Raw genomic sequence first — 13,283 nt, forward strand, 5'->3', positions numbered from 1 at the left:
CGCTCAATAGACGACCGTGTCGACGTCGTCGGATTGCGGGATGATGATGGTGCCGTCCTCGGCCATCGCCTTGGCGGTGCGGACGATCTCGGCCTGGGCGTCGTTGACGTCGCGCATCCGCAACGGCCCCATGTTCTCGATCTCGTCCTGCAGGATCAGGCGGGCACGCTCCGACAGCACCGACAGGAAATGGTCGCGCTGCATCGCCGGCGCGCCCTTCAGCGCGATGGCGAGCTGTCCGGTGTCGCAGCGGCGGATCACCGCCTGCAGCGAGACGCGGTCCAGCCGCATCAGATCCTCGAAGGTGAACATCAGCTGCTTGATGCGCTGGGTCGGCTCCGGCATCACCGTTTCCAGATCGTCGAAGATCTCGCCCAGCGTCTCGCGGTCGATGCGGTTGAAGATGTCGGCCATCCGCTCCAGCGAATCGTTTCCGTGGGTGCGGGCGTAATTCGCCATGAACTCGTTGTGCAGGATCGATTCGATGTCGAGCAGCACCTCGCGCTGGACCGATTCGATCTGGATCATGCGTTCGATCACCTCGGTGCGGATGGCCGGCGGCAGCAGGACCAGCACCTTGGCGGCATGGTCGGGACGCATCTTGGACAGGATGACCGCCGCCGTCTGGGGATATTCGCCGGCCAGATAGCTGGCGAGCACCCCCTCGTTCACGTTGGACATCTTCTCCCACATGGTGCGTCCGGCCGGGCCGCGGATCTCGCCCATGATCTCGGTCACGCGGTCGGGCGGCAGGAAGCGGTTCAACATCCGCTCCGTGCTGTCGTAGGAGCCGACGACCGATCCCGCATTGGCGAAGCGTTCGGTGAAGATGCGCATCAGCGCCTCCACCAGATTGGAGGTGACGTTGCCCAGCGTGGCCATCGCCCGGCTGACGAGGCGGATCTCGTCCTCGTCCAGCCGTTCCATCAGCCGCGACCCGCGCTCCTCGCCCAGCGCCAGGAAGATGACGGCGCTCTTCTCGACGCCGCTCAGGCTCTTGTAGTTCTCACGGATCTTGATCGGCGTTCCCATGGCGGCACCTCAGAAGGAAAGGTCGGCGGTATCTGCGGACGACGGCGGCGCGTCGGGTCCGTCGGCCGGCGGCAGGGCCAGCGCGCGGTCGTGGCGGAAGGCGACCGCCATCACCGCGCCGGCCACCAGAAGCAGCGGATGCGGGATCAGCGGGTTGGGCTCGATGGCGGCGAGCAGCCCGGCGATGGAGCCGTCCTCCGGCACCGCTACGCCGCGGCGGCTGGCCAGCGCCAGCATGCTGTCGGCGAGGCTGGCCGGCGGCTCGGCGGGGTTGGCGGGGTTGGCGGCGGCCTCGTCCATCCTCAGACCCCGTAGGAGCGGATCAGGCTGCCGGCGATCAGGAACCAGCCGTCGGTCAGCACGAAGAAGATGATCTTGAAGGGCAGCGCGATCATCACCGGCGGCAGCATCATCATGCCCATCGCCATCAGGATGGCCGCCACCACCATGTCGATCACCAGGAAGGGCAGGAACAGCAGGAAGCCGATCTCGAAGGCGCGGCGCAGCTCCGACAGCAGGAAGGCCGGCATCAGCAACCGCAGATCGACGCTCTCCGCCGTCACCGGCCGCTCGTCCTGCGCCGCGCCGTCCTCGCCGGCCGGTTTCGGCTTGGCGGTGAAGGCGGCGAAGGCGGCAAGGTCGCGTTCGCGGACATGGGAGGCCATGAAGCTGCGGAACGGCTCGATCATCCGCTCCAGCCCCTGCTCATGCGTCACCTGCTCGTTCAGCAGCGGACGCAGGCCATCCTGCCAGGCGCTGTCGAAGGTCGGCCCCATGATGTGAAAGGTCAGGAACATGGCGAGGCTGACCAGCACCATGTTCGGCGGCGACTGCTGCAGGCCGAGTGCCGAGCGCAGCAGCGACAGCACGACGATGATCCGGGTGAAGCAGGTCACCATGATCAGCAGCCCCGGCGCCACGCTGAGCACCGTCAGCAGCACGATGCCCTGGATGATCCGCCCCGACAGGCTCGCCCCGTCCGCCATCGCCCCCAGCGCACCGAGATCGAGATCGAGCGGCGCCGCGGCGGCGGGGCCGGCGACAAGGGTCAGGGCGAGGGGGATGAGGGTACGGGGACGCATGCGCTGGCTTTCGGGGGGATGAAGACATGTCTGGCGAATCGCCCTCTCCCGGGACGGGAGAGGGAGTTGGAGTTCCCAACTCAGTCGATTTCCAGCTCCGTCCGCACGATCTCGGTCAGGGTGACGCCCAGCCGCTGGTCCTCGACGATCACCACCTCGCCGCGCGCGACCAGACGGTGATTCACCAGCACCTCGACCGGCTCGTCCACCTTGCGCTCAAGCTCCAGCACCGCGCCGCGGCCGAGCTTCAGCAGTTGCGCCACCAGCATGCTGGTGCGGCCCAGCACGACCTGGACGTCGACGGGCACGTTGTAGATGGCGTTCATCGGGCCATCGAAGGTCTTCTCGAGGCTTTTGTCGGCGGCCTTCTCGGCCTGCTTGGGATCATCGTCGAGCATGTCGAGGTTCAAGGGAGGCATGAGGATTCTCGCTTCGGATCGTTCAGGTGATGTCGGAAGACGGCGCCGGCATCAGCGCGGCGACGGCACGGTCGGCGAGTGCGGCGACGGCGGCCTCGAAGGCGGCGGGATCGCGGCGGACGGAGCCCGCGCCCCAGCTCGCTTCCAAAGCGCCGACGGCGAGCGCCGCGTCGCCCTGGATGTCGATGCGGCCGCTGAAGGCGCTTTGCCCGGCCAGCCGCTCTTCCAGCGGGCGGCGGAGCGACGGGTGCAGGCGCAGGGTGAGGACGGGGGACTGGCCGGCGGCGCGCAGGGCATCGGCGGCAAGCCGCTCGACCTCCTCGCGCGCCACCTTGTCGAGCAGCTGCGGCACCATCCGGCGGACCAGCGCCACCAGCACCAAGGCGCCCTCGGCCTCCAGCCGTCCCATCAGGGCGGCATGGTCGGCGTCGAGCGCCGCCATCCGCTGCGCCAGCTGGTCGAGGGTGGCGGCAAGCTCCGCCTCGGTCCGCCGGGCGGCGGCATCCTCGCCCTCGGCGCGGCCCTGGGCGAGCCCCTCGTCCAGCGCGCTCGCACGGGCTTGCGCCAAGGCGGCCTGATGCTCGCGCTCCGACAGGGTGGGAAGGTCGAGCGGATCGGCCACCTCCACCACCTCCGGTTCCACCACGGGGGCGGGCGCACCGAAGCCGTGGTCGAAACGGTAACGCGGATAGGCGGCCATCACGCCACCTCCTCATAGAGCCAGGAGCGCAGGATATCGATGGCCTCGTCGGGATACTGGTCGACCAGCTCGCCCAGCCGCCGGATGGAGGAGGCGCGGACGCGGCCTTCCACCGTGCGCAGTTCGATCAGCTGGTCCATGGTTTCTTCGATGCCCAGCTGCGGCGTCATCGACGCGGCGGCAAGGGCGGGATCGCCCTCCTCGCCGTCGGCCAGAGCCGTCGCGCCGCCGGCCGCGGCGGCCGTGGCCGGGCCGGCCAGCTGCGGCATGGCGCCGGCCGCGGGCGCGGCCAGAGCCGGGGCGGGGGTTTCCGCCGCCGCCGGCTCGGGCGCCGGGAAGACGCGGCGGATCAGAGGACGCAGGCCGACCAGGATGACCAGGGCGGAGAGCACCAGCAGGATCACCCACTGGATCAGCGTCATGATGTTGCGGCTCAGCGTCTCGGCGATCTCGTCGCCCAGCGGGCGCGGCGTCAGGTCGGGCGCCAGATCGACGAATTCCAGATTGTCCACCGTCACCCGGTCGCCGCGCTCCTCGCTGAAGCCCATGGCGGAGCGGACCAGCTCGGTCAGGCGCTGAAGCTCCTCCGCGCTGCGCGGCTCGTACTGGCGGGTGCCGTCGGCGGCGGTCGTCCAGGTACCGTTGACCAGCACGGCGACGCTGAGACGGCGGACGTCGCCGGGTTCGATCACGGTCTCGCGGCTGACGCTGGAGATCTCGTAGTTGACCGTCTCCTCCTGCCGCTTGCTGTCGTTGGAGGATTGCGGCCCCTGCGGCTGGGCGCGCACGTCGCGCTGCGGCAGGTTCTGTTCGGCGGTGACCGGCGGCTCGCCGTTGCTGTCCAGGGCGCGCTCCTGCTCCTGCACGGTCTGGGTGGAGCGGACGACCTGGCTGTTGGGATCGAAGGTCTGGCTGCGCACCACCTCGCGCTTGGTCTCCACCTCGGCGGCGACCTGGACGCGGACGTTGCCCGCGCCGAGCCGGGCGGTCAGCATCTGTTCCACCGCGCGGGCGACGCGGGTCTCGGCGGCCACGCGCATCCCGTCGGTGCGCGCCGACGCCAGCCCCGGCCCGTCATCCTCGGTCAGCAGAAGCTCGCCGGAGGAATCCATCACCGTCACGGCGCTGGGCTTCAGGTTCGGCACGGCGGCGGAGACGAGATGGCGGATCGACAGGGCCTGCTTGCGGTCCATCGCCGCCCGCCCGCGCATGCGCACCACCACCGACGCGGTCGGCTTGGGCGCGCTGCGCGAGAACTCCTCGCGCTCCGGCATGACGATGTGGACGCGCGCGGCCTCGACGCCGGCCAGCGTCTCGATGGTGCGGCCCAGCTCCCCTTCCATGGCGCGCAGTCGGTTGATGCGCTGCATGAAGCTGGTGATGCCGAGCGGCTTGTCGGTGTCGAACAGCTCGTAGCCGACGCCGCCCTGGGCCGGCAGGCCCTTTTCCGCCAGCGCCATGCGGACGCGGGAGACCTCGGACTGCGGCACGCTGATCGTCGTCCCGTCGAAACCGGCATCCACCGGCACGCCCATCTCCTGCACCGCCTTGGCGATGCGGCCGGCCTCCGACGGCTCCAGGCCGCTGTAGAGCTGCGTCATGTGCGGCTGCGACAATAGAAGCGCCATGCCGGCGATCGCCAGGACGATGCCGAGCCCGGTCCCCGCCAGCACGAGCAGCCGACCGCGCCCCAACGACCGCAACGTGTCGATCAGACTGTCCACGGTTCCCCGCACCTTTAAAGTTTCTGAAAATCGGCGGGCCTAGTCTTCGCCCTGCACACCCCCTCACGCTAACGGGGCGACTTTTAAGCGGAGTAAAAAACGGCGCAGCCTCCCAAGACAAAGCGGCTCAAATCTTACAGAATGTCAGCTTTACTAAAATTTTCGGCAATCGCCGGCGGAATGGTTCGATGATTACACGATTTGGCATGTCGGGGACGGCAGCGGTCCGGGAAGAAGTCCTGAACCGTCTGCGCGGATCGGGACGCATCCTGGTGATCGCCCTGCCGCTCGCCCGCCTCGCCGCAGGCATGATGGCGGTGGGGGCCGTGGCGGCCGCCGGGATCGCCGGATACTGGATGGCCGCCGGACCGCAGGCGCTGGACCGGCTGTGGACCGCGGAGACGGTGACGGAGGCGCTGCCGGCCGACACGGTGGTCGACATGCCGGAACTGGTGGTCAACCTGCGGCGCGACACGCCGTCCCGCTTCCTGAAGATCGGCCTGTCGCTGGCGATCGCCCAGAGCGACCGCGAGACGGTGGAGCGCGCCATGCCGCAGCTCACCGACAGCCTGCAGGAATTCCTGCGCAACCTGGACCAGGACGATCTGGAGGGGTCGGCCGGGCTCCACCGGCTGCGCAGCGAGATCAAGCGCCGCTTCAACCTGATCCTGTCCGATCCCGCCGGCCGGCAGGAGGTCGTCACCGACGTCCTGCTGCGCAGCCTGCTCACGCAATAGCGACCTCCAGAGGCACCGGATGACCGATACCCCCGCCCCGACCGCCCCATCCATGGCCGCTTCCCAGCCGACCCCCGACGAGGCCGCGGACTGGTCCGACGCCGCGTGGGAACTGGCCGCCGCACAGCAGAGCGATCCGCCCGCCCCGTCCGCCGTTCCGTCCGACGCTCCGCCGGCCGAGACGATGAGCGAGGCGATGGCCGCCATGCCCGGCGAGACCAAGACGCTGAGCCAGGAGGAGATCGACCGGCTGCTGAATTTCGGCGCGCCGGAAGGCGGCGGGCCGGAGATGAGCGCCATCCAGCGGCTGGTCAGCTCGACCACGGTCAACAAGGACCGGCTGCCGATGCTGGACGTGGTGTTCGACCGCATGGTGCGGATGCTGAACACCTCGCTGCGCCAGTTCGCGTCCTCCAACGTCGAGGCGTCGCTGTCGAAGATCGAATGGCTGCGCTACACCGACTTCCAGGACACCATCGAACTGCCGGCCCTGATCGGCGTGGCCCGCGCCGAGCCGTGGGACAACCAGATGCTGGTGTCGATCGACAGCGCGCTGATCTATTGCATGATGGACGTGCTGCTGGGCGGACGGCGCTCGCGGCCGGGGCGGATCGACGGGCGCGCCTACACCTCCATCGAACGCAAGATGACCGAGCGGATGATGAAGGTGGTGCTCCAGGATCTGGGGCAGTCCTTCGACCCGCTGGCCCAGGTGGACTTCGTCTTCGACCGGCTGGAGGTGAATCCGCAATTCGCCACCATCACCCGCGCCTCCAACGCCATCATCCGCGTGCGCATCGCCGTGGAGGTGGAGCGCCGCACCGGCCACATCGACATCGTGATCCCCTACGCCACGCTGGAGCCGATCCGCGGCAAGCTGGTGCAGATGTTCATGGGCGAGAAGTTCGGCCATGACACGGTGTGGGAAAGCCACCTGAAGAACGAGCTGATGCGCTCCAAGCTGGAGCTGGTCGCCGTGCTGGCGGAAACCAAGGTGCCGCTGGGCGAGGTTCTGGCCTGGCAGAAGGGCCAGTCTCTGAAGCTGCGCATCAACCCCGATTCCACCGTCCTGGTCTTCAGCAAGACCATCCCGCTGTTCGCCGGCCACATGGGACAGCGCAACGACAACATCGCGGTGAAGATCGACACCGATCTCGATACCAAGCAGGAGCTGATCGATGGTCTCCTTTCTCATTGACGCGGCCCTGGCGGTGATGCTCGTCACGGCGACCGTCTATCTGGTCATCGTCAACAAGCGGCTGAAGCTGCTGCGCAACGGCCAGTCCGAGATCAATGCCCTGGTGTCGACCTTCTCCAAGTCGATCGACGATACCGACGCTTCGATGAAGCGCATGGTGGCCTCGGCGACCGAGATCGCCGCCCGCCTGTCCGACGACCTGGACCGCGCCAAGGGCATGAAGGAGGACATGGCGCTGATCCTCGGCTCCTGCGAGCGCACCACCGCCCGCATGGAGGAATCCGTCCAGCATGCCCGCGCCTTGCTGCGCCGGCTGGATGAGGGCGCCATGGCGGGCGCCATGCGCGGCGGACGCGACCGGATGCGGCGGGAAATGGCCGACGCCGACGGCACCTCCGGCATTGGGGCCGGCATCGCGGCCGGCATCGCGGCCGGGAGCATGGCGAAGCCGGCCGAGGCCGAGGCCGCACCAGCATCCCCCCTCCTGTCGGCCCTGAAGGCGGCGGAGGTCGACAAGGGCGAGTTCCAGGCGCTCGAAACGGCTCTGCGCGCGGTGAGCGGCCAGCCGGCGGAAACCGCCGCGCCCTCTACCCCGGCATCATCGGCCCCGGCCCCCACCGGTCCTGCCAAGGCCGCGGCCAGCGCCTTCTACGCGCGGCTGCGCACCGTGGGCTCGGAGACGTCGGCATGATTCCGCGCATCCTTCCCATCACCCTGGTCGCCGTCCTGATGGTCCTGCCGCTGAAGCTCGGCGCGCTGGTGGACGGCTTCCCGGTCATCGCCCAGCAGTTCGACCGCGAATTCGGCGCCCATGAGCGCCCCTGGGCGACCGACCTGAAGACGACCGATCCCAAGGCGGCCGAAACGGCGCCGGCCCCCGCTTCCCCCCCGATCTCGGCGCCGGCCGCAGGGGCCCCGGTGGCAGAGGCGCCGCCGCCGGTCGCGCTGGCTCCGCCCAGCTGCACCGACCCGCTCCTGCGTGCGGCCATCGACGAACAGAAGGCCGACAGCGCCGGCCGGCAGAACCGCCTGCGCGAGGCCGAAGCGGTGCTCGCCGCCACCGAGGCGCGGGTCGGCACCCAGATCCAGCGGCTGAACGGCGTGAAGCACGAGGTCGAGGCGCTGATGGCCCAGCGCTCCACCCTGCAGCAGGAAGACCTGAAGCGCATGGTGGCGATCTATGAGGCGATGAAGCCGCGCGACGCCGCCCGCATCCTGACGGACATGGAAACCGACATGGTGGTCGACGTGCTGGACCGCATCACCGAACGGCGCGCCGCCCCGATCCTTGCCGAGATGGCCGACGCCAAGGCCCGCGAAGTGACGCGGCTGATCCTGCAGCGCCGCGCCCTGCCCGGCGACCGCAAGGCGGCCCCGGCAACAGGGGGGACGGCGGTCCCCGTCACCGCCGCCATGCCGCGCCCCACCCTGACCAATTGAGCGCCATGACCAGCATGCCCGATGCCGTCGCGGCACCGTCCCGCCCCACCCCGTCCCAGCGCGGCGGCTCCGCCGGCGACGACGCCCGCGACGGCGACTTTTCCAGTCTGGTGGACGACGCCGCCGAGGACGAGTCCGACGAGGGCGCGACGCGCTCCGACCGGCTGCGCAAACGCAAGGAGGCGATGCCCGACAGCCCCGCCGCCGTGCAGGCCGCCATCACCCAGGCGGTCGTCCAGCCGGCGGTCCGGCCCGGCGGCAGCACCGACGCCCCACTGATGCCCTGGATGGTCGCCGCCATCCCGGCCGCGCCTCCCGCCCCGCCGCCGGCCGCACCGCCGGCCGCATCCGGGACACCGTCTCCCGATCCGGGCGCGGCTGCCGCGCTGCCGGGGCAGCCTGCTCCATCCGCGGCCGGGAACGGCAACCGGACCACGGGGACCGCTGCCGCTCCGCAGCAGCCGGCCGACCCGTCCGCAACCGCGAGCACTAACCCCGCGCCTGCGGGCACGGCACAGGGCGCAAGCGCCGCCGAAGGCACCCCTCAAGGCGCCATGGACCGGAGCGCGTCCGCCCCCGCCTTCCCGCAGACAACGCAAGCGCCCGCGGAAACCGCCGCCGCGACCGCAACCATGGCGACCGCGACGGCTGCGACCGACGCGGAGCCTGACGCGCGCGCCAGCCGCCGCGACGAAAGCACCGATCCCCGCACCGCGATCCGTTCCTCTCGCGGAACCGGCAAACCGGCCGCCGCCAACAAGGCGGAGCAGCCCACGGCCGCTCCGGCGGTTTCCCGCACGGCCCAGCCCCCCACCGATGCGACCGCCTCCGCCATCGCTCCCGAACCGGCCCCCGCCCCCGCCTTCGGCGCACCGCTCACCGCCGGCGTCGGCGGCGGCACCGCCGCGACCGGGTTCGAATCGCTGCCGACCCTGCCCGCCCAGGCCGCCACCCAATATGCCGCAGCGGCGGCATCGGGCCGGGCCGCGACGGCGCACAGCCCGGCGATGGCGCAGTTGGCCGCACCGCTCGTCCGCGTGTTGGAAACCGGCGGCGGGGAGTTCCACATCGACCTCGCCCCGGCGGAGCTCGGCCGCATCCGCGTCGTCGCCGACGTCAGCGACGGCAAGGTCTCGCTGGTCGTCCAGGCCGAACAGGCCGATACGCTGGCAATGCTGCGGCGCGACCTGCAACAGCTCGAACGCGCGCTCGGCGATGCCGGCCTGTCGCTCGACAACGCCAGCCTCCAGTTCTCGCTGCGGGACGACGGCCAGTCGCGCGGCTTCGCCGCTCCCGACCAGGGCCGCACCGCCGGCTGGCGCGCCCAGGCCCAACCGGAAGCCAGTCCCGAACCCGTCGCGGAAAGACCGATGCGCCCGATCGACGGGCTCGTCGACGTCACCGTCTGAACAGGAAAGACCATCCCGCCATGACCACCACCCCCGGCACCGGCATGACGCAAGTCGCGGCCACGAAGGCCGCCGCGTCTGCCGACGAGTCCAAGAAGCCCACCGTCGATTACGAATCCTTCCTCAAGCTGCTGACCGCGCAGCTGCGCAACCAGGATCCGCTGGCGCCGATGGACGCTTCGCAGTTCATGACCCAGCTGGCGCAGCTGTCCACGGTCGAGCAGTCGATGCGTTCAAACGACACGCTGGGCAAGGTTCTGGACACGCTGAAGAGCAGCGGCATGCGCATGGACATGGCCCTGCTCGGCCGCAAGGTGGAGGTGGAGTCGAACCAGCTGTCGCTTACCGAAGGCAAGGCGGAAGCCGCCTATACCGTGGACGGCCAGCCGGCAAGCGTGAAGCTGGAGGTGCTGAACAGCGCCGGCAACGTCGTCCACAGCATGCCCGGCGCCTTGCAGACCGGCCGCCAGGTTTTCAGCTGGACCGGCCAGACCGCCGGCGGCGGCACCGCCCCCGACGGCCTCTACACGCTGCGGGTGACGGCGAAGGACAAGGACGGCAAGGCGCTGAACACCGCCACCGTCGTCACCGACACGGTGGCCGAGGTGCGCAGCGTCGACGGCGCCACCAAGTTCGTGCTGAAGAACGGCGCCACCATCTCTTCGGATGCCGTGCTGTCGGCGTCGTAAAGCGAAAATCACCCTCTCCCGACCTTGGTCTGCCCCCTCTCCCCCCGGGGAGAGGGATCTCCGGGCGGAGAGAGAGCGTAGTTACAGCCGCGTGTTGTCCTGGCGCAGCAGGCGGTCGATCAGCACGGCACGGACCGGCTGGGTGCTTTCCTGGCTGGTCAGGGTGCCGTTGGCGCCGGCCAGCAGGGCGGTCGCCACGCCTTGCGGATCGACCGACGGGCCGTTGAAGCGGCCTTGCCCGGCGAGGTCGAACAGGGCCTCCAGCATGGCGCTGCGCGCATGCGGCAGACGGCGGCGCACCAGCAGCGCATCGTCGGCGCTCGACGCCTCCAGCGTCACCTGGGTCAGGATGAAGGCGATGGTGCGGCCGCGCTCCAGCATCGGCACGATAAGCTGCCCGGCCTCGACATAGTAGGGACCGCCGGCAACCGGCACCCCGGCATCGGGAGGCCGGTCCACGGTTTCGGGGGCTTGCGGGGCTTCGAAACGGCCGAAGCCGTAGCCGCCGGCAAAGGCGAGCGCGGCGGCCACGGCGAACAGCAGGACGGCTTTCATGGTGCGGATTCCCCAGTGAAGCCGGATGTCAGAAGGGCAGGATCACGTCCAGCACCTGCTGGCCGTAGCGGGGCTGCTGCACGTCGGTGATCTGGCCGCGGCCGCCATAGGTGATGCGCGCCTCGGCGATCTTGTCGTATTCGATGGTGTTGGCGTTGCTGATGTCTTCGGGACGGATGACGCCGGCGATGCGCATCTCGCGCAGTTCGTAGTTCACCCGCACCTCCTGCCGGCCGGCGATCACGAAATTGCCGTTGGGCAGCACCTGCGTCACCACGGCGGCGACGCGCATGGCGATCCGCTCGTTGCGCTGGATGGTGCCGTTGCCGCTCGACGAGCTGGAGCTGTCGAGATCGACGAGGCCCGACGCGTCGACGGCATCGGGCAGGACGGCGGGAAGGCGGCTTTCCAGCCCGAAGAAGTTGGACAGCCCAGCCTTCTCGTTGTTGCTGCGTCCGCGCTGGGTGCTGTTGCGCAGCTGCGCCTGATCGGCGATGTCGATGACGACGGTCAGCAGGTCGCCCACCGCCTTGGCCCGCGGGTCGCGGAAGAAGTCGCGCGATCCGGTGCGCCACAGCGAACTGGGGATCTGCTCGGCCGTCGTCGGCTGCGGCATCGGCAGCGAGATCACGCGCGCCTCCGGCTGCATCGCCGGGTTGGAGATCTCCGACAGGGTGGGAGCGCTGCCGATATCGGACAGCCGCGCGCAGCCGCCGGTCGCAAGCGAAAGCAGCAGGATGGGGACGAGCGCGGTGCGCATGACGGAAGCTCCCTCGTATGGGTCGATCAGGGCCGCGCGGCCAACGGTCAGGGGTGTTGCGGAATGCGCGGGCCGTTCACCGAAACGGTTTCCGCGCCGGTGACGATTCCGGTGACGATGGTGCTGCTGGCGATGTTCATGACGCGGACGACGTCGCCGACGCCGCCCTCCTGCAAGGCACGGCCGCGCGCCGCCAGAACCAGCGCACCGTCCTCGTAGACCAGCGTCACCGGCCGGTTGCGCTGGACGACGATCGGCGCACCCACCGATCCGACCTGGATCAGCCGCCCGGCCGAGATCTGACGGCGCGGCGACAGCCCGATCAGCGCGTCGGCCGACGAGATGAATCCCGAACCGGCGCGGTCGAGCGACAGGCGGACGGTGGTCAGGTCGGCCGCCTCGATGATCTCGCCGGGGCGGATGCGGCGGACCGGCACCGGCATCGCCACCTCGACCTCGGCGCGCCCGCTCAGTTCCACCATCCGCCCGTCGCTGAGGATCCGCGCCTGGAAGATCCCGGTGCGGGGATCGAGGCTGACGTCGCGCACCGCGTCCATCGGGCCGTCGAAGGGCCGGCCGAGCGTGACCGCCACCTGCGCGTCCGCCGGCACCGATGGGCCGAGCGAGACCAGAAGCTCCTCCGCCAGCCGGGACTCGACCGGCCCGGCGGCGGCCTGCCAGGGCAGCGCCAGGGAAGCCCCCAGCAGCAGAACGGCCAGCGGCCGGCGGATGGTGTGCCGCACGGTCGTCACCGCATGTTGGTCATGGTGGAGGCCATCTGGTCGCCCGCCTCGATCACCTTGGCGTTCATCTCGTAGGCGCGCTGGGCGGAAATCAGTTCGGTGATCTCCTGCACCACGTTGACGTTGGAGGATTCCAGGTACTTCTGGCGGATGGTGCCGAATCCGGCCTGCCCCGCCAGCCCGTCCTGCGGCTCGCCCGAGGCCGGGGTGGCGCGGAACAGGTTGTCGCCCAGCGCCTCAAGCCCGGAGTCGTTGACGAACACCGTCATCGCCAGCTGGCCCTGGTTGACCGGCTGGTTCTGGCCGTCGACATAGGCCAGCACCTCGCCCGACCGGTTGATGACCACCTCGCGCGTGCCCTGCGGCACGGTGATGCCGGGGGCGACGGTGAAGCCGTCGGCGGTGACGATGGTGCCCTCCGGCGACAGCTTGAAGCTGCCGGCGCGGGTGTAGACGGTCTCGCCGCCGGGCTGGGTCACGTTGAAATAGCCGCGCCCCTCGATCGCCAGATCCAGTTCGTTGCCGGTGGAGGTCAGGTTGCCGTTGGTGTTGATGCGGTTGACCGAGGTCGGCCGCACGCCCAGCCCCACCTCGACGCCGGTCGGCACGATGGTGCCGGAATCGGTCGACTGGCTGCCCTGCCGCCGCTCCGCCTGATACATCAGGTCCTGGAATTCGGCGCGCGAGCGCTTGAAGGCCGTGGTGTTGATGTTGGCGATGTTGTTCGAGATGACCTCGACGTTCATCTGCTGGGCCATCATGCCGGTGGACGCGATGCTGAGCACGCGCATGGAC

Annotated in this window: 16 protein-coding genes; 6 read left to right on the plus strand and 10 right to left on the minus strand. The window is 69.9% G+C overall.

The genetic code is table 11. The features are described from left to right. Window positions 1–3 precede the first annotated feature (3 nt). The 6 genes from DM194_RS26050 to fliF all read right to left on the minus strand — a co-directional run bounded on the left by DM194_RS26050 (window position 4) and on the right by fliF (window position 4,957). Window positions 4–1,032, minus strand: coding sequence for a flagellar motor switch protein FliG (locus DM194_RS26050; RefSeq protein WP_111070544.1), 1,029 nt, complete (start codon window positions 1,030–1,032; stop codon window positions 4–6). 9 nt (window positions 1,033–1,041) lie between these two features. Further along, window positions 1,042–1,332: a hypothetical protein gene (locus tag DM194_RS26055; RefSeq protein ID WP_111070545.1), complete on the minus strand. Its 291-nt coding sequence runs from the start codon at window positions 1,330–1,332 to the stop codon at window positions 1,042–1,044. A gap of 2 nt (window positions 1,333–1,334) precedes the next feature. Continuing rightward, a complete protein-coding gene (fliP, locus tag DM194_RS26060) occupies window positions 1,335–2,114 on the minus strand; it encodes a flagellar type III secretion system pore protein FliP (RefSeq protein WP_111070546.1) in 780 nt (259 codons plus the stop codon). Between the two features lie 80 nt (window positions 2,115–2,194). Next, on the minus strand, window positions 2,195–2,533 hold the full coding sequence (fliN, locus tag DM194_RS26065) for a flagellar motor switch protein FliN (RefSeq protein WP_111070547.1): 339 nt from the start codon (window positions 2,531–2,533) through the stop codon (window positions 2,195–2,197). Window positions 2,534–2,555: 22 nt separating this feature from the next. Beyond that, complete coding sequence (locus tag DM194_RS26070) at window positions 2,556–3,233, minus strand: FliH/SctL family protein (RefSeq protein WP_111070548.1); 678 nt, start codon at window positions 3,231–3,233, stop codon at window positions 2,556–2,558. Beyond that, on the minus strand, window positions 3,233–4,957 hold the full coding sequence (gene fliF, locus DM194_RS26075) for a flagellar basal-body MS-ring/collar protein FliF (protein ID WP_111070549.1): 1,725 nt from the start codon (window positions 4,955–4,957) through the stop codon (window positions 3,233–3,235). The genes DM194_RS26070 and fliF overlap by 1 nt, the downstream gene beginning before the upstream one ends. Window positions 4,958–5,145: 188 nt before the next feature. On the opposite strand from fliF, the gene DM194_RS26080 reads away from it, so the two are divergent. From DM194_RS26080 to DM194_RS26105, 6 genes are read left to right on the plus strand one after another with little or no spacing between them, the layout of a single operon-like run. Next, entirely contained in the window at window positions 5,146–5,694 is a 549-nt protein-coding gene (locus DM194_RS26080; protein ID WP_246024638.1) for a flagellar basal body-associated FliL family protein, read from the plus strand. Between the two features lie 19 nt (window positions 5,695–5,713). Continuing rightward, window positions 5,714–6,892: a flagellar motor switch protein FliM gene (gene fliM, locus DM194_RS26085; protein ID WP_111070551.1), complete on the plus strand. Its 1,179-nt coding sequence runs from the start codon at window positions 5,714–5,716 to the stop codon at window positions 6,890–6,892. Beyond that, a complete protein-coding gene (locus tag DM194_RS26090) occupies window positions 6,873–7,583 on the plus strand; it encodes a DUF6468 domain-containing protein (protein ID WP_111070552.1) in 711 nt (236 codons plus the stop codon). The genes fliM and DM194_RS26090 overlap by 20 nt, the downstream gene beginning before the upstream one ends. Continuing rightward, window positions 7,580–8,332, plus strand: a complete 753-nt coding sequence (locus tag DM194_RS26095) for a MotE family protein (RefSeq protein ID WP_111070553.1) — start codon at window positions 7,580–7,582, stop codon at window positions 8,330–8,332. Before DM194_RS26090 ends, DM194_RS26095 begins: the two co-directional genes overlap by 4 nt. Window positions 8,333–8,337: 5 nt before the next feature. Beyond that, window positions 8,338–9,741, plus strand: a complete 1,404-nt coding sequence (locus DM194_RS26100) for a flagellar hook-length control protein FliK (RefSeq protein ID WP_111070554.1) — start codon at window positions 8,338–8,340, stop codon at window positions 9,739–9,741. Between the two features lie 20 nt (window positions 9,742–9,761). After that, window positions 9,762–10,430 (plus strand): flagellar hook assembly protein FlgD, encoded by a 669-nt coding sequence (locus DM194_RS26105; protein ID WP_111070555.1) that lies wholly within the window; start codon window positions 9,762–9,764, stop codon window positions 10,428–10,430. 81 nt (window positions 10,431–10,511) lie between these two features. Here DM194_RS26105 and DM194_RS26110 read toward each other — a convergent pair whose 3' ends face one another. The 4 genes from DM194_RS26110 to flgG are packed head-to-tail and all read right to left on the minus strand — an operon-like array spanning window position 10,512 to window position 13,279. Then, window positions 10,512–10,985: a hypothetical protein gene (locus DM194_RS26110; protein WP_111070556.1), complete on the minus strand. Its 474-nt coding sequence runs from the start codon at window positions 10,983–10,985 to the stop codon at window positions 10,512–10,514. Between the two features lie 28 nt (window positions 10,986–11,013). Further along, on the minus strand, window positions 11,014–11,745 hold the full coding sequence (gene flgH / locus DM194_RS26115; RefSeq protein WP_111070557.1) for a flagellar basal body L-ring protein FlgH: 732 nt from the start codon (window positions 11,743–11,745) through the stop codon (window positions 11,014–11,016). Between the two features lie 47 nt (window positions 11,746–11,792). Next, window positions 11,793–12,497, minus strand: a complete 705-nt coding sequence (flgA, locus tag DM194_RS26120) for a flagellar basal body P-ring formation chaperone FlgA (protein ID WP_111070558.1) — start codon at window positions 12,495–12,497, stop codon at window positions 11,793–11,795. Beyond that, the gene (gene flgG, locus DM194_RS26125; RefSeq protein WP_111070559.1) at window positions 12,494–13,279 is read right to left on the minus strand and encodes a flagellar basal-body rod protein FlgG; all 786 of its coding nucleotides are present in this window, start codon (window positions 13,277–13,279) and stop codon (window positions 12,494–12,496) included. Before flgG ends, flgA begins: the two co-directional genes overlap by 4 nt. Between the last annotated feature and the right edge of the window lie 4 nt (window positions 13,280–13,283).

The organism is Azospirillum ramasamyi (genome assembly GCF_003233655.1).
GTDB classification, from domain to species: domain Bacteria; phylum Pseudomonadota; class Alphaproteobacteria; order Azospirillales; family Azospirillaceae; genus Azospirillum; species Azospirillum ramasamyi.